Below are 17,703 nucleotides of genomic sequence, written 5' to 3'. Positions count from 1 at the left end.
CCATGAGCCACTCGATGACGACGGAACTGGAAGAAGCGCAGCAGGCGTACCGCGAGGCGGCGCGCGACTTCGCACAGGCCGAACTGGCGCCGCACGCCGCGCGATGGGATGCGGAGGGCATCTTTCCGCGCGAGGCGATCGCCAAGGCCGGTGAGTTGGGCTTCTGCGGTCTGTACATGGACCCGGAAGTGGGCGGCAGCGGCCTGAGCCGACTGGACGCCGCCGTCGTCATCGAGGAGCTCGCCAACGTCGATCCGTCGACCGCTGCGTACATCAGCATCCACAACATGGCCTCGTGGATGGTGTCCAGGTGGGGCCAGCCGGCCCTGCGCGATGCGTGGGGCACCGACCTGTCCTCGGGCAGCAAGCTGGCCTCGTACTGCCTGACCGAACCGGGTGCGGGTTCCGATGCGGCGTCGCTGAAGACCACCGCCGTGCGCGATGGCGACTTCTACGTGCTGAACGGCTCCAAGGCCTTCATTTCCGGCGCCGGTGCCACCGAGCTGCTGGTGGTGATGGCGCGTACCGGCGGTGCCGGTGCCGGCGGTGTCAGCGCCATTGCGGTGCCGGCGGACCTGCCGGGCATCAGCTTCGGCCGCAAGGAAGAGAAGATGGGCTGGAACAGCCAGCCCACCCGTGGCATCACCTTCGAGAACGTCCGCGTGCCGGTCAGCCACCTTCTGGGAGAGGAAGGCGGCGGCTTCAAGCTGGCCATGAAGGGGCTGGACGGCGGCCGCATCAACATCGCCGCCTGCTCGCTGGGTGCCGCACAGGGTGCACTGGATGCTGCGCGCCGCTACATGGGCGAGCGCCGCCAGTTCGGCAAGGCGCTGGCCGAGTTCCAGGCGCTGCAGTTCAAGCTGGCCGACATGGTCACCCAGCTGGTGGCTGCACGGCAGATGGTGCACACCGCGGCACGCAAGCTCGATGCCGGTGCCAGCGATGCCAACGTGTGGTGCGCGATGGCCAAGCGCTTCGCCACCGATGCCGGTTTCAACGTCTGCAATGAAGCGCTGCAGATCCACGGGGGCTACGGCTACATCCGCGAATACCCGATCGAGCGCCTGCTGCGTGACTGCCGCGTGCACCAGATCCTGGAAGGCACCAACGAGATCATGCGGGTGATCGTTGCCCGTCACCTGCTCAACACCGAAGAGGAACTGCGATGAAGGATTGGCGTACCCAGGAGCACGTGGGCCTGAAGGTGGAGGTGGATGGCCACACCGCCGTGGTCACCCTGAACAACCCGCCGGCGCATACCTGGACCGTGCACAGCCTGTCGGCGCTGCGCGACCTGGTCGGCGCGCTCAACGCAGACCGCGACATCTACGCGCTGGTGATCACCGGTGACGGCGAGAAATTCTTCTCCGCCGGTGCCGACCTCAACCAGTTCGCCTCCGGCGACAAGGCCGCTGCACGTGAGGCCGCGCGCCGCTTCGGTGAAGCCTTCGAAGCGCTGTCCGGTTTCCGTGGCGTGTCGATCGCCGCGATCAACGGCTACGCCATGGGCGGTGGCCTGGAGTGCGCGCTGGCCTGCGACCTGCGCATCATTGAAGACCATGCCCAGGTCGCGCTGCCGGAGGCCACCGTCGGCCTGCTGCCGTGTGCCGGCGGTACCCAGAACCTGCCACGCCTGGTCGGCGAGGGCTGGGCCAAGCGCATGATCCTGCTGGGTGAGCGCATCAACGCCGAGACCGCGCTGCGCATTGGCCTGGCCGAAGAAAAGGTCGGCAAGGGCGAAGCCAAGGCGCTGGCGCTGGAATGGGCGAAGAAGGCCGGCAAGCAGAGCCCGACCAGCATCGCCGCCTGCAAGACCCTGGTGCAGTCCACCCGCACCGGCACCCACGCCTCGGCGCTGGTGGCCGAGCGCGAAGCCTTCGTCGACCTGTTCGACACCGCCGACCAGGTCGAGGGCGTGACTGCCTTCCTGGAAAAGCGCGCTGCGCAGTGGAAGAACGCATGAGCACGGATACCGCTGCCGACGACGCACCGGTGCTGTTCGAAGAGCGCGTGGCTGGCAACGGCACGCGCATCGGCATCGCCACGCTCAATGCGCCGCGTACGCTCAACGGTTTCTCGCTGCCGATGGCGCACCTGCTGCTGAAGCAGCTCGACGCCTGGGCCGACGACGATGGCATCGCCATGGTGGTGCTGCAGGGCGCCGGCGAAAAGGCGTTCTGTGCTGGTGGCGACCTGCACAGCCTGTACAAGGCCATGGTCGCCTTCCGTGAGGCCGGCCACAGCGACATCCGCCAGAACGCCTATGCCGCCGAGTTCTTCGACGTCGAATACCGCGTCGATTACCTCATCCACACCTACACCAAGCCGATCCTGTGCTGGGGCCACGGCATCGTGATGGGCGGCGGCATCGGCCTGATGTCCGGCGCCAGCCACCGTGTGGTCAGCGAACGCTCCAAGCTGGCCTTCCCGGAAATCACCGTCGGCCTGTTCCCCGATGTCGGTGGCAGTTGGCTGCTGTCGCGCGTGCCGGGCAACGGTGGCCTGTTCCTGGCCCTGACCGGCGCACTGCTCAACCCGGGCGATGCCATCTACGCCGGCCTGGCCGACGTGCACGTGGCCGAAGAACGCCGCAGCGCGGTGTTCGATGCGCTGCTGCAGGTGGCCTGGTCCAATGACACCGCACACAACCACAAACGCCTGACCCATCTGCTGCAGTCGCATGCCAGCGATGCCGCCACCGGTCCACTGCTGGCCCACGCGGCGCAGGTCGATGCGTTGTGCGAAGGCGATGACCTTGAAGCCATCGTGGCGCGCATTGCCGGCCTGCAGACCGACGACGCCTGGTTGCAGGCGGCTCAGAAGACCCTTGCTGCCGGTGCACCGGGTTCGGCACGGTTGGCGTACGAACTGCAGCGCCGCAGTGCCGGCCAGGACCTGGCCGCGATCTACCGCCTGGAGTACATCGTCGCCCTGCATTGCGCCGCCCATGGTGATTTCGCCGAAGGCATCCGCGCGCTGCTGGTCGACAAGGACCGCAATCCGCAGTGGAACCCGGCCACCCTGGCCGAGGCCACTGGCGCGTGGGCAGACACCTTCTTCGCTTCCCCCTGGGCCGACGCCGCGCATCCGCTGGCCGACCTGGGCACTCCCCTTGTTGAAAGGAGCCTTGCATGAGCCGCATTGCATTCATCGGGTTGGGCAACATGGGTGGCCCGATGGCCGCCAATCTGGTCAAGAACGGCCACAGCGTGCGCGTGTTCGATCTGGTTCCGGCCGCGGTGCAGGCCGCTGTCGACGCCGGCGCCAGCGCTGCATCGTCGGCGCGCGACACCCTGGCCGATGCCGAAGTGGTGATCTCGATGCTGCCGGCCAGCCGTCATGTCGAAGGCGTGTACCTGGGCGACGACGGCATTCTTGCCGCGATCCCGGCCGGTGCGCTGGTCATCGACTGCAGCACGATCGCCCCGGCCAGCGCCCGCAAGGTCTCGGAAGCGGCCGCCGCGCGTGGCCTGCAGATGATCGACGCACCGGTGTCCGGCGGTACCGCCGGCGCCCAGGCCGGCACCCTGACCTTCATCGTCGGCGGCGAGGAAGACGCGCTGGAACGCGCACGCCCGGTGCTGCAGGCGATGGGCAAGAACATCTTCCACGTTGGCGCCAGCGGTGCCGGCCAGGTCGCCAAGCTGTGCAACAACATGGCGCTGGGCGTGATCATGGCGGTGACCGGTGAAGCCATCGCACTGGGCGTGGCGCACGGGCTGGACCCCAAGGTGCTGTCGCAGATGATGGCGGTCAGCACCGGCCGCAGCTGGGCCACCGAAGTGTGCAACCCGTGGCCGGGCGTGCTGGAGAATGCGCCGGCCTCGCGTGGCTACAGCGGCGGTTTCGGCAGTGATCTGATGCTGAAGGACATGGGCCTGGCGGTGGAAGCGGCGATGAGTGTCGGCGCTTCGATTCCGCTGGGCGAAGTGGCCCGCAATCTCTACTCGATGAACCACCAGGCCGGCCGCGGCAAGCTGGATTTCTCCAGCGTCGTGCAGCTCATCACCAGCGACCAGTAACTGGTCGCTGGTCCGCGCATTCCACCTTATCCCCGCGCCGTTGGCGCGCCCCCTTGAACAACAAGGGGGCTCTTCTCCAGAAGGATGGATGCGCGCCGCAGCGAATGCGTCCCCGGCCACGTGCTGGGGCCCACCCGAGGTGGGATGGGCGGATGCCCGGTTTCGACCGGCATCCGCCCATTTTTTTGCACCGCGCGCGGGTAGTGCCGGCCGCTGGCCGGCAGCACCGCATCAGGCAACGATCAGCGTCACGTCGATGTTGCCGCGGGTGGCGTTGGAGTACGGGCACACGATGTGCGCCTTCTGCACCAGTTCTTCCACCTGCTCGCGCGGCACGCCCGGCACGTTGATGGTCAGCTCGGCCTCGATGCCGAAGCCGGTCGGGATCTGGCCGATGCCGACCTTGCCGGTGACGGTGGTGTCGGCCGGCAGCGCGACCTTGGCCTGGCCGGCCACGAACTTCAGCGCGCCCAGGAAGCAGGCCGAGTAGCCAGCGGCGAACAGCTGTTCCGGGTTGGTGCCCGGGCCGCCGGCACCACCCAGCTCGCGCGGGGTCGACAGCTGGATGTCCAGCACGTTGTCGGACGAGACGGAACGGCCTTCACGGCCGCCGGTGGAGGTGGCCTGGGCGGTATACAGAACCTTTTCGATGGACATCGGGATGCTCCTGGTCAGTGGGTGGGTACTGCTATGGAGCCTACTTTGCCCGGTTTCTGCGTACGTTGGGTTGCAGTCCGTACGAAAAACTTGATTGATCGTCCTGTTGGCCTAGATCGTCCACTCGCGGTCGGTGGTGAACATGATGGTCAGCCAGCGGTCCGGCGAGGCCTCGCCCAGCGCATCGCCGATCTCGTCGCGCAGCTGGTCCCATTCCAGCAGGGGCCGCGGCGGGTCGTCCTCGCGTACCACGAAGAACAACTCGATCTGCTCGCCACGCCCCACCTGGGCGACGTAGCTGCGATGCTCGACGAAGCCATGCTTGGCCACGATCGCGCGTGCCACCGCGTCCACGTGCGCCTGCAGTTCCGGCGGGGTGACCAGCAGGATGCCGGCCAGCGCCCGGCGCACCGTCCCGAGCGGGGCGATCATCACCAGCACGCAGACGAAGGCAAGGATGGCCGGGTCGATGTACGGCCCGACCCAGGCCAGCGAGGTGCCGCGCACCAGTACGCCGCCAAGGAAGGCCAGCAGGTAGCAGGCCGACATGCTGGCGGCGATCACCCAGTTCTTCGCGTCCAGCGCGATGAACTCCGAACCGATGCGGCGGTTGGCGCGCAGCACGAACCAGGCCAGCGCACCTTCGCCGATGATCGACAACCCGGCGAAGGCGATGGCTGGGCCGAGTGCGATGTGGCGGCCGCCGGACATCAGCGCATCCACCGCATTGACCAGCGCATACAGTGCCGCGCCGATCATCAGCGTGCCGCTCACCCCCAGCACGATGGGCTCCAGGTGCCAGAAGCCCATGGTGAAGCGCTGGTTGAGCCGCGACTGCAGCGCGTCGGTGCTGGTGGACAGTGCGATCAGACGCGCGACCAGCAGTGACAGCCACGTCATCACCACATCGATCAGGCCGTAGATGCCATCGAAGATGATCAGCGAGGAATTGGCCAGAAGACCAAATACCACCGCAGCGGCAGCCAGCAGCAATGAGCCTGCGATGGACAGGCGCAGCACGCCTTGTTCGGTACGCGCATCGAAGAAGCGTTCGGTGTTGGCAGGCATGCGGGAATCCAGCGGGAAATGGGCTGCGGAAGCAGCGCGTTGCCATTCTATCCAGCCTGCGGCACGTCGCCATGACCACGCCCGCACAGCGCCTGGAAAAGTCACCAGACTGGTAACCGTTTGCGGATTGACGGGTGCACACCCGAAGCGTATCGTTTGTACCACGATGACATAGAAGCCTCCGGTGACCCCGGGGGCTTCTTTCGTTTGCGCCGTCGCGCGCTGCGAGGTCACCGCCACCGGCCCTGACGTCCCCGTCGCAGCCGTTCTGTTTTCCGCCCCGATCCTGCCTTTCCCGCGCCGTCCTGGTGATCGCGTGGGGCGCCGCCGTGCGCGCAGGATCGGGGCACTCCACATCCATCAACGAAGGAGGATTCGATGCCCCTGCTGACCCTTGAGCAGTGCCGCGCGCACTGCCGTATCGACGGCGATTTTGACGACGCCATCCTGGGTGACCTGCTGGCCGCAGCCAGCGACGCAGCCGCGGCCTACCTGGGCCGCGAGCTGTACGCCGACCAGGCCGCGCTGGACCAGGCGCTGGACCAGCTGCCGCAGGACATGGCGGCGGCGGTGACCGGGCATGAAGCCGCGGTTGCCGCCGCCAATGCCGAGACCAACGCGGCCAAGGCCAAGGCCATGCGTGATGTGGCCGATCGCCGCCTGGCCGTGGCGACCGCGCGCAGTGCGCGCCTGCTGCAGGGCATGCCGGTCAACGACAGCATCCGTGCAGCGGTGCGCCTGTTGCTGGGCCACCTGTACGCCCATCGCGAAGCCGTGGTCGTCTCCGCGCAGACGTTCGATGCACCGGCAGGCGCCGCTGCCATCGCACTGGAGCTGCCGTTCGGCGTGGCCGCGCTGCTTGATCCGTACCGATCGGCAGCAACGCCATGAACGCCGGCCACTTCAATCGCCGCATCCGCATCGAGCGCCAGGACGGCCAGCTCGATGCGTGGGGGCAGCCGCTGGACGCCTGGCAGCCGGTGGCAGAACTGTGGGCCGCCATCATCGCCGACCGCGCAGACAGCGTGCAGCGGCTGACGCTGGAAAGCCGCCTGCCGGCAACGATCCGGCGCCAGCGCTTCCATGTCCGATTGGCAGCCGCACGACAGGCAGGCATCCAGGCCGGCATGCGCATCGTGCATGACGGTCGTGTTTTCAACATCACCGGCGTTGCGCCCGACTTCAGCCGGCGCCAGACCACGGTGCTGTTCACCGAACAGTCTTCAGGCATCGCCTGAGCGACGCCAACCAGGACACCGCGATGAGTTACGAAGCACAGCTGCACGCGCTGCTGGCCCCGCTGCTGCAGGGCCGGCTGTATCCCGACCTTCCGCCGGAACCGGTCATCTATCCGTGTGCCGTCTACCAGCAGATGGGTGGACAGTCCGTGTGGTTCAACGAAGGTTCCATTCCCGAACAGAAGCACGCTCGCGTGCAGCTGACCGTCTGGGCAGACAGCCGCGCCCAGGCCAACGCCCTGATCCGCAACATCGAGGATCAGGTATGCGCAGGATTGCCGACCGCCGAATCGTTCGGCGCTGCAATCGCCGTGCATGAGCCGATGCTGCACAAGTACGGCGCGCGGCTCGATTTCGGCCTGTGGTACGTCGACCCGTAAACCGCATCACCCGTGCAACACCCCAGCCCGGCATTCGCCGGGCTTTTTTTTATCCAACGAGGAAATACACCATGGCACTCAAGCTTCCCAAGGGCACCCAGTTCGGCTTCGCACCGGTCGTCTCCACCGCGATCGCCACCAGCGCGATCTCCAAGGCCGCGCCGGCGCTGGCCAGCGTTGCCGCCAACAGCGTCGACACCGGCGATGTGGTAGTCATTGAACTGCCGGGCTGGCCGGCCCTGAACAACCGCGCCACCCGCGCCGGTGCTGAAGCCACCGGCAGCGTTGAACTGCTGGGCATCGACACCACCGATACCGTGCTGTTCCCCGGCACCAGCGGTGCCGGTGTACTGCGCAAGGCGGGCGCCTTCGTCGACCTGGACCAGCAGGGCGACCCGACCACCGCCGGTGGCGAGCAGCAGTACTGGAGCGGCACGCTGCTCGAAGACCCGACCGGTCGCCAGGTCCAGATGCCGACCTTCAAGAACGCCAAGACCATCACCCTGCCGCTGTTCTACGATCCGAAGAAGCCGTGGTATTCGGCACTGAAGAACGCTGACGCCAAGGGCGAGCCGGTGATCCTGCGGGCCAAGCTGGTCGGTGGCGACGTGCTGTACTGGTACGGCTACCTGAGCTACAACGGCGACCCGACCATGGCCGCCAACACCCCGATGGGCACCACCGCGACCTTCACCGCGCTGGCAGACTCCATCCTGGTCGAGGGCGCCTGATGTTCCAGGTCAAGGCGCCGGAGAGCTTCAAGAGCACCCTGACCATCGTCGGTCACGGCCGCGAGCAGAAGCTCAACCTGACCTACCGGCACCTGTCGGTAGCCGACTACGCCAGCCTGCTGGAGCGTCTGGGCGATGACACGTTGAGCGTGGCCCAGGCCATCCTGGACATCGTGGTGGACTGGGATGCCGATGTGGCGCTGGACACCGCCGGCGTCGAGCTGGCGCTGCAGCAGCAGGCCGGCCTGGATGGCGCCATCATCGGTGGCTACACCCAGGCCCTGCAGGTCGCACGCAAGGGAAACTGATCGATGCGGTGGGGGCCCTGTACTGGCGGGCCCCCACCGAGTCCGAGCTGATGAAGCTTGGATTGAAGGCAAAGCACTTTCCACCGCCGCAGGTCGAGCTGTGGCCGGAGTGCGTGCTTCCCATAGAACTTTTCTCGCGGGTTGCCACCCAGTGGCGCGTCGGCGCAGGTGGCCCGATCGGGCTGGATTACAACGTGGTCTACCGGGAGCTGGAGCGCGAAGCGCTCGACGGCGACCAGCATGACGAGGTGATGGCGGCCATCCGCATCATCGAACGCGCTGCCTTGGAGCAGATGCAACAGGAATGAGCCGGCCATCGCGGCAATGCCGATGGCCGATCCCGGCTCCGCCGAAGCGGAGCCGACTCTCCCGAGGAACACTCAATGAGCACTACATCGCCTGGCAGCACACGGACCACCGTGGAGGCCAGCAACGCATTGGAAACGGCCATGCAGGCAGCAAGGCGCGGCATGACCGAGATGACCGGCACCACACAGGAGTTCCAGCGGCAGCTGGAGAAGATCAACACGGTGCAGCAGGCCTTCAATGCCGTGCTGACCACCAGCGCATCATTGGTCACCGCACTGTCCGCGCAGCTGACTGCCCTGAACACGCAGCTGCAGGCGGCGGCGAAGGCAGGAACAACCGCAGCGGGCGCGGACGCCGGCAAGGCTGCAAGGAAGGAAGAGAAGGCCCAACAGGACGACAAGGGCCTGGCGGGTATCCGCAAGGGCCTGGGCGGCGCGCTCGGCGACTATATCGGCAAGACCGAAAACACCGCCACGGCTGCCAAGAAAGCCTTCGACAAAGCATTCACCGGCGCCGACGAAGCGTTGAGGAGCTTCGTGACCACCGGCAAGTCCAAGTACAAGGAACTGGCCCAGTCCATCCTGTCCGACCTCAAGATGATCGCCGCACAGCAGGCACTGGTCTGGGGGGCGAGGAAGATCGCCGGCTTGATGGGGGTCGACCTGACGCCCAAGGATGCAGCGACGGACGCGGCGGCGGTGGCTGCAGGCGTGGCGACTGCCAAGGACGCCAAGGCCGGTGATGCCAAGGCGGGCGAAACCAAGGACGCCAAGGACACCAAGGGCACCACAGGACTTTCGGGGTTCCGCAAGGGCTTCGGCAGCGCGCTCGGCGAGTACATGGAAAAGACCGAGAACTCCGCCAAGTCCACCCAGGATGCCTTTTCCAAGGCGTTCACCGGCGCAGAGGCGGCACTGCAGAGCTTCGTGAAGACGGGCAAGTCCAACTACAAGGATCTGGCCAAGTCGATCATCGCCGATCTCAAGATGATCGCCATCCAACAGGCAATCGTCTGGGGCGTCAAGAAGATCGCGGGCCTGTTCGGATATGGCACGGGGGTGGAGGCCAACGCCAACGGTGGCGTCTACCAGTCGCCGAGCCTGTCGGCCTATTCCGGCGGTGTCTACAACACCCCGCAGCTGTTCGCCTTTGCCAGGGGCGCCGGCGTATTCGGCGAAGCGGGACCGGAAGCGATCATGCCGCTGCGGCGCGGGCCGGACGGCCGCCTGGGTGTGGCCGCGCACGGTGGCGGCGGTGGTGGCGGAGTGGGAGTCAGCATCCGCATCGACAACAACGGTGGCAAGGAAGTCACCACCAACGAAAGCATGCTGCAGCAGTTCGGCAACGAGATTGGCCAGTTCGTGGAACGCAAGTACCGCGAGCTGCAGAGTCGTGACCTGAAGGCAGGTGGTGTGCTCAGCAGGAGTGCCATGCAATGACCGACACCTTCACCTGGCCGGCAACCAGCCAGAGTACTGGAACCACCACCGCCGCCGTGAAGCGCGCGAAGTTCGGAGATGGCTATGCGCAGGCCGCTGCCGATGGCCTGAACGCCACTTCACGCAGTTACCAGCTGCAGTTCGTCGGCAACCGCAAAACGATCAACGAGATCGTGACCTTCCTGGATGGTCATGCCGGCCGCAGCTTCCTGTGGAAAGGGCCACTGGGGCAGGGGCTGTACATGTGTGATTCCTACACCGACAGCCATCTCGGCGGCCAGGTATCGACCATCACCGCCACCTTCGAGCAGACCTTCCACGCGTAGGCATGAGCATGGATCTTCAACGGATCGACCTGGATACCATCCAGCCCAACGGAAAGCGTGGGGAGACCCAGCGGCCGGCCTTCACCAAGATCAACCAGAACTTCCAGCAGGTTGGCCAGGCAGTCGACGGCCTGCCCGGGCAGCTCGCCGATACCATGATGCGCGCGCCGGCACGGCGCAATCGCCTGATCAATGGCAATTTCGACATCTGGCAGCGCGGCAGCAGCTTCGGCATCTCCGGGAACTACACAGCCGACCGATGGTTCCTGCAGATGGGCAACGTCGAAGACGCCGTGTTCAAGCGCAATCCCGCAGCGGCAGGCGACAACAACTTCCCGTTCAGCACCTTCACGTTGTCGGTCAGTTCGAGTGGCAATACGGATGGCACAAACCACTTCTTTGTCTTCGAGCAGCGCGTGGAAGACGTCCGCAACTTCGCGGGCGTGGAGAGCACCGTTTCGTTCCTGGTGTTCAACGCCGGCGCCGCCGGGCGGAAGATCGCCCTTGAATTCGCCCAGACCTTTGGCGCGGGGGGAAGCACGCCTGTGCTGGGAATCGCGCCGGAGGTGGTCGAGCTGGCCTCCGGCCTGAACCGGATCCGCAGGACGGTGACCCTGCCTTCCATCTCAGGGAAGGCACTGTCCGGTGACGGTGCGGCCGTGGTCTGCATATGGGTAACGGCGGGCACGCAGTTCGCCAGCCGCACCGCAGGACTGGGCGCGCAACAGGGCCAGCTGTACTTCGGAGAGTTCCAGTGGGAGGCGGGCCCGCTCGCGACGCCGTTCGAGTGGAGGCCGAAGGGGGAAGAGCTGCGGCTGTGCCAACGCTACTACCAGGTGGATGCCACTGGCGTGCCGTTCGACGGTGGATCGCGCTTCAACGCTGGCGTGGGCCTGATTCGGGGCGACAACGCGGTGTACCTCACCTACCGATTCAATCAGCGAATGCGGTCGGTACCCGCGGTCGCCTTCTCGAACCCATCGCAATGGCGGCTGCTCACGGGAGACGGTGCAACCAGCCTGACAGCGCTCAGTGCGGCGGAAGTTACGTCGACCCGCATGACCATCATCGGTGCGCTGAACACTGCCGCAGCGGGTCAGGCCGGCATCCTGCAGAGCGGAGATTCGGCAGCGGAGGGCACTGGATTGACCATGGATGCCGAAATCTGAGGTCCGCGGGAGGGCTGGAGAGCGTTCCTTCGCAACCGAAACCATCAAGGAAACAGCACAAATGCCACGAAAGATCATCGACCTCGATTCCGTTCAACCGAACGGAAAGCGGGGTGAAACACAGCGCCCGGCGTTTACCAAGATCAACGAGAATTTCGCCGAGGTCTACGACGCGTTGACCGAGGTCGCGAAGATCCCGGAAACCGTGGCGAATGCCATCACTGAGCGCGTTCCAGGCAGGAATCTGCTCATCAATGGCGCCCTGCAGTTCTGGCAACGCCGTACATCTGGTCGTGTCGGCACTGGGTCGGGGACGCTGGGCGCGGAAGTGTTCTTCGCCGACCGTTTCACGAACTCGGCGCTGGTCTGCAACCACGACGTACAGCGGGTGGCGTACGACGGGCAGGCCGGATTTCCGGAAGACACACGGTCGATTCTGGTCTGCACCGTATCCGAGGCCATCACCAGAAGTGGCGCCTGGATGGGGCAGAAGATCGAGGGTGTCCGCAGTGCAAGTGGAGACATCACGATCTCGGTATGGGCGAACTCTGATGCGCCCGGTCGCAGTGTGGGCGTGCGTGTCATCCAGGATTTCGGAACCGGCGGCTCACCCTCGCCGCAGGTGGTGCTGGAAGCCGGTGTGCTCACTCTGGGCACCACCGCCAAACGTCACAGCATCACGGTGACGTTGCCGAGTACCCGGGGAAAGGTGCTCGGCAGCAACGGCAACGACCACCTCTACGTAGTGTTCGACCTGTGCGGTGCTGGTCAGAAGGGCGAGCTGGTGGCACAGAACGGCTCGTTCGGCTTTACCCAGTTCCAGGTCGAATCGGGCCGCGCAGCGACATGCTTCGACTGGCGGCCGCCAGGTGTGGAACTGGCGTTGTGCCAGCGCTACTACGAGAAGAGCTACAACCTCGACATCGTGCCCAACACGGCGCACAACGAAGGGCGCGAGGCATTCTCGATCAACTCACCGGGGATGGCGCATTACCAGAGCGTGCGATTCCAGACGGCAAAGCGTGCCCATCCCTACGTGATGATCATCTCGGCCGACAACATCCAGCAGGATGGGCACATCGCGGAAGACAACATCTCCCGCGTGCCCTGCCTGGTCAACTACGCCTCGCCTTCCGGGTACGAAGTCAGCTGGACCAACAATCCAGGCCGCTGGGGCGGCTGGTGGCATTGGTGGGCCGACGCCGAGCTTTGACGGGGCGCCCGCAGGGAACAGGACGACAGCAATGACGAGAAAAATCATCGACCTCGATACCGTTCAGGCGAACGGTAAGCGGGGTGAAACACAGCGCCCGGCGTTTACCAAGATCAACGACAACTTCGCCGAAGTGTATGGCGCGCTGGATTCGCTGGAAAGCGCATTGCAGAGCGCGGCTCCAGGCAGGAACCGCCTGATCAACGGCAACTTCGATTTCTGGCAGCGGGCCACCACTGGCACCACCCAAGGCGGCGAGATCTATGTGGCCGATCGTTGGACCGTGGCAGCGCTGAGCTGCACGCATACCGCAAATCGCGGGGCCAATCTTCCTGCCGGCGGAGCCGCGCCGGAATCGCGCCGTTTCCTCAACAGCGTTGTCTCCAAGGTCAGTGCTGGCAGCAGCGCCTATGTCGCACAGAAGGTCGAAGGGGTCGCCACGCTGTCCGACGGCGAGGTGACGGTTTCCGGCTTCGCCTATGGCCCGCCAGGAAAACGCATCGGTGTTCGTCTCATCCAGCACTTTGGCACCGGTGGTTCGCCGTCCGCCGCGGTCAGCGTAGAGCTGGGAACCGTAGCGGTCACCGCCGCGTCCTGGACCTATTTCCAGCTCAGTGCGCGATTGCCATCGGTGAAGGGGAAAACGCTGGGCAGCAATGCCGACAGCGATTTCCTGTGGCTGGTGGTGGATCTGTGCGCCGATGCCTATGGCGGTGTCATCTCCGGTCAGAGCGGAGAGTTCGGCCTTGCGATGATGCAGCTGGAGCGCGGCGACAGGGCAACGGCATTCGACCTGCGCCCGCTGGCTCACGAGCTGCAGCTGTGCCAGCGCTACTACGAGAAGAGCTACAACCTGGATGTGCCGCCTGGCACGGCCGATGGCATCGGACGCGACAACCAGTTCTACGACCGCAGTGTCGGCGTTGGCAGCACCTCGCAAATCCGGTGTCGCGTCCCCAAGCGGGCCATCCCAGCCTACACGGTCTACAGCGATGTGAACGGGCAGGCAGGGCGCATATCCGGCGCAAGCGGCGGCATCGGCACGGTGACATCCATCGTATATGCCGGCCAGTCCGGCGCACAGGTCAATTACCAATCCGCCGCAGGCAACTGGGGCTCCTCCTTCCATTGGACCGCCGACGCGGAGCTATGACATGTATCAACTGACCGAAGAGATCGACACCATCAAGTGCCTGCAGACCGGCGCCTTCATTCCACGTGGCCACCGTCTGTGGAATGACTATGAAGCCTGGTGTACGGCAGGCAATGAGCCGGAGCCGGTACCGCCGCTGTTCGTACCCGGCTCGGCGCAGTTCCATCGCTTCATCCGCGGAAAGGCGTGGGAGTGGATGGCCCAGTGTGCCCGCGATCGCGGCTATGACAGCATCGAGAGTTGCTGCAGCTACGCGGGCAGTGCGGTGCCGCGCTATGCGCAGGACGCCATCGCCATGATTGCCTGGCGCGACGGGGTCAACCTCGCATTGGAGACTATTGAGTCCACCGCCGAGGAGAACGCGCCGGACTGGCGGCAGGTCCAGGCGCAACTGCCGCAGCCGGATGCATTCGGCTGGCCTGCCGAGCAGGCGCCGGAAATCATCGGCGGCTGAGGAGGACGACGCATGGCACGACGCACAATCGACCTTGATACCGTGCAGCCGAACGGAAAGCGGGGTGAGACGCAACGGCCGGCCTTCACCAAGGTCAATGAGAACTTCGCCGATCTCTACACGGATCTGGATGAACTCGAAACCACGGTGCAGGATCTCCGGCGCAGGCAGAACGGCCGGAACCGGCTGATCAACGGTGACTTCAGGTTCTGGCAACGGGGCAGCAGCCGCACTGTGGTGTCGCCTCTGGCGGTGTATGTTCCCGATCGCTTCCAGGTGGTATGCACCGGGGCGGGGCAGGTCGCGGTGTCACGCCGCAGCTTCGATGCCCCGGCATTCGGGGTCACGGGATTCATGAACTGCGATCTCACCGGATCGACGGCCGCGACCGAGGCGTTCGTCACCCAGCCGGTGGAAGGCGTGCAGACGCTGGCGGGAAGTACCGTGACGCTGAGCATGCAGGCATGGGCCGCGACGCCGGGCTGCCGCATCGGCGTTCGCTTCATCCAGACGTTTGGTACCAATGGGTCTCCGGATGTGACGGTCCGGGCAGGCGTCCAGGAGATCGGCACCGCGGCCGCGCTCAGGTACTTCACCGTCGAGTTGCCATCCATTGCTGGCAAGACCGTGGGAGCCAACAGCAAGCTGCACGTCATCGTCGACTTTGCGACACCCGGTGGTTATGGCGGACAGCTTGTCGGCCAGTCTGGGTCCTTCTCGCTGACCTGCATGCAGTTGGAGAAGGGGGCGACACCTACCGACTACGACATGCGTGATGACGCAACCGAGTTGATGCTGTGCCAGCGGTACTACGAGAAGAGCTTCCCGCTGGAACAGGCACCGCAGCTTGGCATGCCGTCACCGCAGGGCGTCGCCGCCGCGTTCCAGGCAGGCCTGGCGCGCAGTGAGCAGATCTCCTTCAAGGTCGCCAAACGCACTGTGCCCGCACTCACGCTCTACTCCAATAGTGAAGTGGCGCCGGCCCTCGGCTACTGGTCGTTGTTCAACGGCAACGGGTGGTCACGCGGAATGGCTGTCCCGCTGTTCCTTCGTCCCGATGGATTCACGCTTCAGCTTGATTTCGGTTCTGGCCTGACGCCGTTCTATGCCTATCTGGTGGGCGGCAACTGGGCGGCTGACGCCGAGATCTGACTTGGCCGTCAACACCGGCGCACGCAGCGAGGACTGCACATGACACGAAGAATCATCGACCTGGACACCGTCCAGCCCAACGGCAAACGAGGTGAGACCCAGCGGCCGGCATTCACCAAGATCAACGACAACTTCGCCGAGATCTACGCTGGTCTGGACGACGCGCAATCGGCGCTCATGCATCTGGAAGGCCGCATGGCCGGAAGGAACCCGCTCATCAACGGCGACTTCCGGTTCTGGCAGCGCGGTGCAGTGTTCCCTGCATCCACGGGCTCTCGCTACATCGCTGACCGCTGGGCGGTCAATGCCATCGGCACCAGGGTGGCTGCCTCACGCGAGGATGTGCCTCCAGGCGGCGGCCAGGGAGGGCGCCTGCTGGCTGGGTCGCGCCACCTGCTTCGGCTGGAGGTGCAGAGCGTTGCCGGTGCCGGCAACATGGCGCTGGTCCAACAGCGCATCGAGGATGTCCGGACACTGGCCGGGCGCACCGTCACGATCAGTTTCAAGGCGCGCGCCTCGGTGGACGACTTCCGCATCGGCGTGGAGTTGCAGCAGTCCTACGGAACGGGTGGGTCTACCGCGCGCGACAGCATCGGCGCCTCGGTCGTGCTCGATACGCTGTGGCGATGGCACCAGGTCACCGTGGAAGTTCCCGGTCTTGCCGGCAAGACGCTGGGCCCGGACAGCTACCTGCAACTGAGCTTCTGGCTGGACGCAGGTGCCGATTTCGGCGGCCGCGCGTTCGCCGCCGGGCAGAAGAGCGGCAGCGTGCAAGTGGCCGAAGTGCAGATCGAAGAAGGCGATACCGCCACCGACTTCGACCGCCGGTCCGAAGCACTGGAGCTGCTGTTGTGCCAGCGCTACTACGAGACGGTGGATGTAAACCGGATCATCGGCATCACCTACACCGCCAACGGCGACACGCGTGCGTGCATCCCGTTCAAGGTGCGCAAACGCTCAGCGCCCAGAATCTCCTCGCCGTCCACCGCGCTGAACCTGGTGGGCTTCGGCAATGCCGGCAACCTGGTCAACTTCGACGGCGGAGCGCCCAGCTGGCAGTCCACGGTTGACGCGGCAGTCATCGCCTCGATGCCGAACAACATGCAGCTCTGGGGCGCGGTGGTGGTGTGGTCGACCACCTCGCAGGTGCTGGTCCAGGCCGATGCGGAGCTCTGAGCCATGACAACCCCCGCTCCGCAGGCGCCAAAGCACGCCTGCTTCACCACCACTGCTTCGCTGCGCCCAGGCCACCACGTCATCGTACCGTGCGGCCAGGAACGGTACCCCGTGCCACCCCCTCTTCCCAATGCCGCACAGGAGAACACCCCATGATCACCGCCGATGCCCAGCAGCTTGAGCCGGGTGGCCGCATCACCGTCTATGAACTCGACGCCAGCAGTTTCGGCGCCGACAAGCTCTTCTTCCACGCGCACCTGCAGAGTGGCCTCATCTGGTGGCAGGGCCAGGAATATGGCCCCTGGCCGATCGAGGCCAGCGGCTTCGAGCGCACCAGCGACCAGCCGCCGAACCCGCGCCTGCGCGTAAGCAACATCGATGGCCGCATCACCGCCATGTGCCTGTTGTTCGATGACCTGGTCGGTGCCCGCATCATCCGCCGGCAGACACTGGCCAAGTACCTGGATGCCGCCAACTTCGAGGAAGGCAATCCCAGCGCGGATCCTGGCGAGCACTTCCCTGATGAAGTCTGGTTCATCGAGCGCAAGATCGGTGAGGACAAGCAGATGGTCGAATTCGAGCTGACCACCGCGATCGATCTCAATGGGCAGCAGCTGCCGGGCAGGCAGATCATCGCCGGCATGTGTGGCTGGCTGGTGCGTGGCGGTTATCGCGGCGCGTACTGCGGCTACAACGGTCCAGCGGTGGCCGACAGCGACGACGTCGCCACCGATGATCCGGCGCGTGACCAGTGCGGCGGTCGGGTACGCAGCTGCAAGCTGCGCTTCGGCCAGGACAAGCCGCTGCCCTATGGCGGCTTCCCCGCCGCGGGCCTGTTGCGCTCCTGATCGATCCCCTCCCGAATTCCACTTTCCAGGCCCGCCCGCGCGGGCCATTTTCATGGGTGA

21 protein-coding genes are annotated in these 17,703 nt (G+C 65.5%); 19 read left to right on the top strand and 2 right to left on the bottom strand.

Annotation, left to right across the window (positions count from 1 at the left end; translation table 11 throughout):
• Positions 1 to 2: 2 nt before the first annotated feature.
• Genes AC5P8F_RS14845 through mmsB form a run of 4 tightly spaced genes read left to right on the top strand, consistent with a single transcriptional unit; the run spans position 3 to position 4,022 of the window.
• Positions 3 to 1,169, top strand: a complete 1,167-nt coding sequence (locus AC5P8F_RS14845; protein WP_014645592.1) for an acyl-CoA dehydrogenase family protein — start codon at positions 3 to 5, stop codon at positions 1,167 to 1,169.
• Positions 1,166 to 1,963: an enoyl-CoA hydratase gene (locus AC5P8F_RS14840; RefSeq protein WP_005407685.1), complete on the top strand. Its 798-nt coding sequence runs from the start codon at positions 1,166 to 1,168 to the stop codon at positions 1,961 to 1,963. The genes AC5P8F_RS14845 and AC5P8F_RS14840 overlap by 4 nt, the downstream gene beginning before the upstream one ends.
• Complete coding sequence (locus AC5P8F_RS14835) at positions 1,960 to 3,135, top strand: enoyl-CoA hydratase/isomerase family protein (protein WP_495228462.1); 1,176 nt, start codon at positions 1,960 to 1,962, stop codon at positions 3,133 to 3,135. The genes AC5P8F_RS14840 and AC5P8F_RS14835 overlap by 4 nt, the downstream gene beginning before the upstream one ends.
• Complete coding sequence (gene mmsB / locus AC5P8F_RS14830; protein ID WP_032962101.1) at positions 3,132 to 4,022, top strand: 3-hydroxyisobutyrate dehydrogenase; 891 nt, start codon at positions 3,132 to 3,134, stop codon at positions 4,020 to 4,022. The genes AC5P8F_RS14835 and mmsB overlap by 4 nt, the downstream gene beginning before the upstream one ends.
• A gap of 231 nt (positions 4,023 to 4,253) precedes the next feature.
• On the opposite strand, the gene AC5P8F_RS14825 is transcribed toward mmsB, so the two are convergent.
• Positions 4,254 to 4,679 (bottom strand): organic hydroperoxide resistance protein, encoded by a 426-nt coding sequence (locus tag AC5P8F_RS14825; protein WP_004153735.1) that lies wholly within the window; start codon positions 4,677 to 4,679, stop codon positions 4,254 to 4,256.
• Positions 4,680 to 4,790: 111 nt separating this feature from the next.
• Positions 4,791 to 5,747 (bottom strand): cation diffusion facilitator family transporter, encoded by a 957-nt coding sequence (locus AC5P8F_RS14820; RefSeq protein ID WP_014645594.1) that lies wholly within the window; start codon positions 5,745 to 5,747, stop codon positions 4,791 to 4,793.
• A gap of 378 nt (positions 5,748 to 6,125) precedes the next feature.
• Between AC5P8F_RS14820 and AC5P8F_RS14815 the strand changes: the two genes are divergently transcribed.
• From AC5P8F_RS14815 to AC5P8F_RS14745, 15 genes are all read left to right on the top strand, one after another.
• Positions 6,126 to 6,638, top strand: a complete 513-nt coding sequence (locus tag AC5P8F_RS14815; protein WP_495228460.1) for a head-tail connector protein — start codon at positions 6,126 to 6,128, stop codon at positions 6,636 to 6,638.
• On the top strand, positions 6,635 to 6,985 hold the full coding sequence (locus tag AC5P8F_RS14810; protein ID WP_014645596.1) for a head-tail adaptor protein: 351 nt from the start codon (positions 6,635 to 6,637) through the stop codon (positions 6,983 to 6,985). The genes AC5P8F_RS14815 and AC5P8F_RS14810 overlap by 4 nt, the downstream gene beginning before the upstream one ends.
• A 23-nt stretch (positions 6,986 to 7,008) precedes the next feature.
• Positions 7,009 to 7,365 (top strand): tail completion protein gp17, encoded by a 357-nt coding sequence (gene gp17 / locus AC5P8F_RS14805; protein ID WP_053494639.1) that lies wholly within the window; start codon positions 7,009 to 7,011, stop codon positions 7,363 to 7,365.
• Positions 7,366 to 7,436: 71 nt separating this feature from the next.
• On the top strand, positions 7,437 to 8,096 hold the full coding sequence (locus AC5P8F_RS14800) for a phage tail protein (RefSeq protein WP_014645598.1): 660 nt from the start codon (positions 7,437 to 7,439) through the stop codon (positions 8,094 to 8,096).
• Positions 8,096 to 8,404: a phage tail assembly chaperone gene (locus tag AC5P8F_RS14795; protein ID WP_014645599.1), complete on the top strand. Its 309-nt coding sequence runs from the start codon at positions 8,096 to 8,098 to the stop codon at positions 8,402 to 8,404. Before AC5P8F_RS14800 ends, AC5P8F_RS14795 begins: the two co-directional genes overlap by 1 nt.
• 50 nt (positions 8,405 to 8,454) lie before the next feature.
• Complete coding sequence (locus AC5P8F_RS14790) at positions 8,455 to 8,712, top strand: DUF1799 domain-containing protein (protein ID WP_014645600.1); 258 nt, start codon at positions 8,455 to 8,457, stop codon at positions 8,710 to 8,712.
• Positions 8,713 to 8,787: 75 nt separating this feature from the next.
• Entirely contained in the window at positions 8,788 to 10,152 is a 1,365-nt protein-coding gene (locus AC5P8F_RS14785) for a phage tail tape measure protein (protein ID WP_288495791.1), read from the top strand.
• Positions 10,149 to 10,478: a phage tail protein gene (locus AC5P8F_RS14780; RefSeq protein WP_049441818.1), complete on the top strand. Its 330-nt coding sequence runs from the start codon at positions 10,149 to 10,151 to the stop codon at positions 10,476 to 10,478. Before AC5P8F_RS14785 ends, AC5P8F_RS14780 begins: the two co-directional genes overlap by 4 nt.
• 2 nt (positions 10,479 to 10,480) lie before the next feature.
• A complete protein-coding gene (locus AC5P8F_RS14775; RefSeq protein ID WP_069118138.1) occupies positions 10,481 to 11,647 on the top strand; it encodes a hypothetical protein in 1,167 nt (388 codons plus the stop codon).
• Between the two features lie 61 nt (positions 11,648 to 11,708).
• A complete protein-coding gene (locus tag AC5P8F_RS14770) occupies positions 11,709 to 12,860 on the top strand; it encodes a hypothetical protein (RefSeq protein ID WP_495228457.1) in 1,152 nt (383 codons plus the stop codon).
• A gap of 31 nt (positions 12,861 to 12,891) precedes the next feature.
• Complete coding sequence (locus AC5P8F_RS14765; RefSeq protein ID WP_329768284.1) at positions 12,892 to 14,013, top strand: hypothetical protein; 1,122 nt, start codon at positions 12,892 to 12,894, stop codon at positions 14,011 to 14,013.
• Position 14,014: 1 nt separating this feature from the next.
• The gene (locus tag AC5P8F_RS14760; protein WP_075076396.1) at positions 14,015 to 14,467 is read left to right on the top strand and encodes a hypothetical protein; all 453 of its coding nucleotides are present in this window, start codon (positions 14,015 to 14,017) and stop codon (positions 14,465 to 14,467) included.
• Between the two features lie 12 nt (positions 14,468 to 14,479).
• On the top strand, positions 14,480 to 15,619 hold the full coding sequence (locus AC5P8F_RS14755; protein ID WP_053494634.1) for a hypothetical protein: 1,140 nt from the start codon (positions 14,480 to 14,482) through the stop codon (positions 15,617 to 15,619).
• Positions 15,620 to 15,658: 39 nt separating this feature from the next.
• Complete coding sequence (locus tag AC5P8F_RS14750; protein ID WP_049441826.1) at positions 15,659 to 16,795, top strand: hypothetical protein; 1,137 nt, start codon at positions 15,659 to 15,661, stop codon at positions 16,793 to 16,795.
• Positions 16,796 to 16,947: 152 nt separating this feature from the next.
• Entirely contained in the window at positions 16,948 to 17,643 is a 696-nt protein-coding gene (locus tag AC5P8F_RS14745; protein WP_014645608.1) for a phage minor tail protein L, read from the top strand.
• Positions 17,644 to 17,703: the final 60 nt, after the last annotated feature.

This window comes from Stenotrophomonas sp. YJH_SMC_69, from assembly GCF_059370495.1.
The sequence above is the reverse complement of the archived record's forward strand: the minus strand, read 5'-3'. Positions and strand labels throughout refer to the sequence as shown.

Coding starts and splice junctions, on each gene's coding strand:
- AC5P8F_RS14825 (WP_004153735.1), bottom strand. CDS start 4,679: ATGTCCATCGAAAAGGTTCTGTATACCGCCCAGGCCACCTCCACCGGC.
- AC5P8F_RS14835 (WP_495228462.1), top strand. CDS start 1,960: ATGAGCACGGATACCGCTGCCGACGACGCACCGGTGCTGTTCGAAGAG.
- AC5P8F_RS14755 (WP_053494634.1), top strand. CDS start 14,480: ATGGCACGACGCACAATCGACCTTGATACCGTGCAGCCGAACGGAAAG.
- AC5P8F_RS14760 (WP_075076396.1), top strand. CDS start 14,015: ATGTATCAACTGACCGAAGAGATCGACACCATCAAGTGCCTGCAGACC.
- gp17 (WP_053494639.1), top strand. CDS start 7,009: ATGAGTTACGAAGCACAGCTGCACGCGCTGCTGGCCCCGCTGCTGCAG.
- mmsB (WP_032962101.1), top strand. CDS start 3,132: ATGAGCCGCATTGCATTCATCGGGTTGGGCAACATGGGTGGCCCGATG.
- AC5P8F_RS14765 (WP_329768284.1), top strand. CDS start 12,892: ATGACGAGAAAAATCATCGACCTCGATACCGTTCAGGCGAACGGTAAG.
- AC5P8F_RS14785 (WP_288495791.1), top strand. CDS start 8,788: ATGAGCACTACATCGCCTGGCAGCACACGGACCACCGTGGAGGCCAGC.
- AC5P8F_RS14780 (WP_049441818.1), top strand. CDS start 10,149: ATGACCGACACCTTCACCTGGCCGGCAACCAGCCAGAGTACTGGAACC.
- AC5P8F_RS14840 (WP_005407685.1), top strand. CDS start 1,166: ATGAAGGATTGGCGTACCCAGGAGCACGTGGGCCTGAAGGTGGAGGTG.
- AC5P8F_RS14790 (WP_014645600.1), top strand. CDS start 8,455: ATGAAGCTTGGATTGAAGGCAAAGCACTTTCCACCGCCGCAGGTCGAG.
- AC5P8F_RS14820 (WP_014645594.1), bottom strand. CDS start 5,747: ATGCCTGCCAACACCGAACGCTTCTTCGATGCGCGTACCGAACAAGGC.
- AC5P8F_RS14750 (WP_049441826.1), top strand. CDS start 15,659: ATGACACGAAGAATCATCGACCTGGACACCGTCCAGCCCAACGGCAAA.
- AC5P8F_RS14810 (WP_014645596.1), top strand. CDS start 6,635: ATGAACGCCGGCCACTTCAATCGCCGCATCCGCATCGAGCGCCAGGAC.
- AC5P8F_RS14845 (WP_014645592.1), top strand. CDS start 3: ATGAGCCACTCGATGACGACGGAACTGGAAGAAGCGCAGCAGGCGTAC.
- AC5P8F_RS14795 (WP_014645599.1), top strand. CDS start 8,096: ATGTTCCAGGTCAAGGCGCCGGAGAGCTTCAAGAGCACCCTGACCATC.
- AC5P8F_RS14815 (WP_495228460.1), top strand. CDS start 6,126: ATGCCCCTGCTGACCCTTGAGCAGTGCCGCGCGCACTGCCGTATCGAC.
- AC5P8F_RS14745 (WP_014645608.1), top strand. CDS start 16,948: ATGATCACCGCCGATGCCCAGCAGCTTGAGCCGGGTGGCCGCATCACC.
- AC5P8F_RS14770 (WP_495228457.1), top strand. CDS start 11,709: ATGCCACGAAAGATCATCGACCTCGATTCCGTTCAACCGAACGGAAAG.
- AC5P8F_RS14800 (WP_014645598.1), top strand. CDS start 7,437: ATGGCACTCAAGCTTCCCAAGGGCACCCAGTTCGGCTTCGCACCGGTC.
- AC5P8F_RS14775 (WP_069118138.1), top strand. CDS start 10,481: ATGAGCATGGATCTTCAACGGATCGACCTGGATACCATCCAGCCCAAC.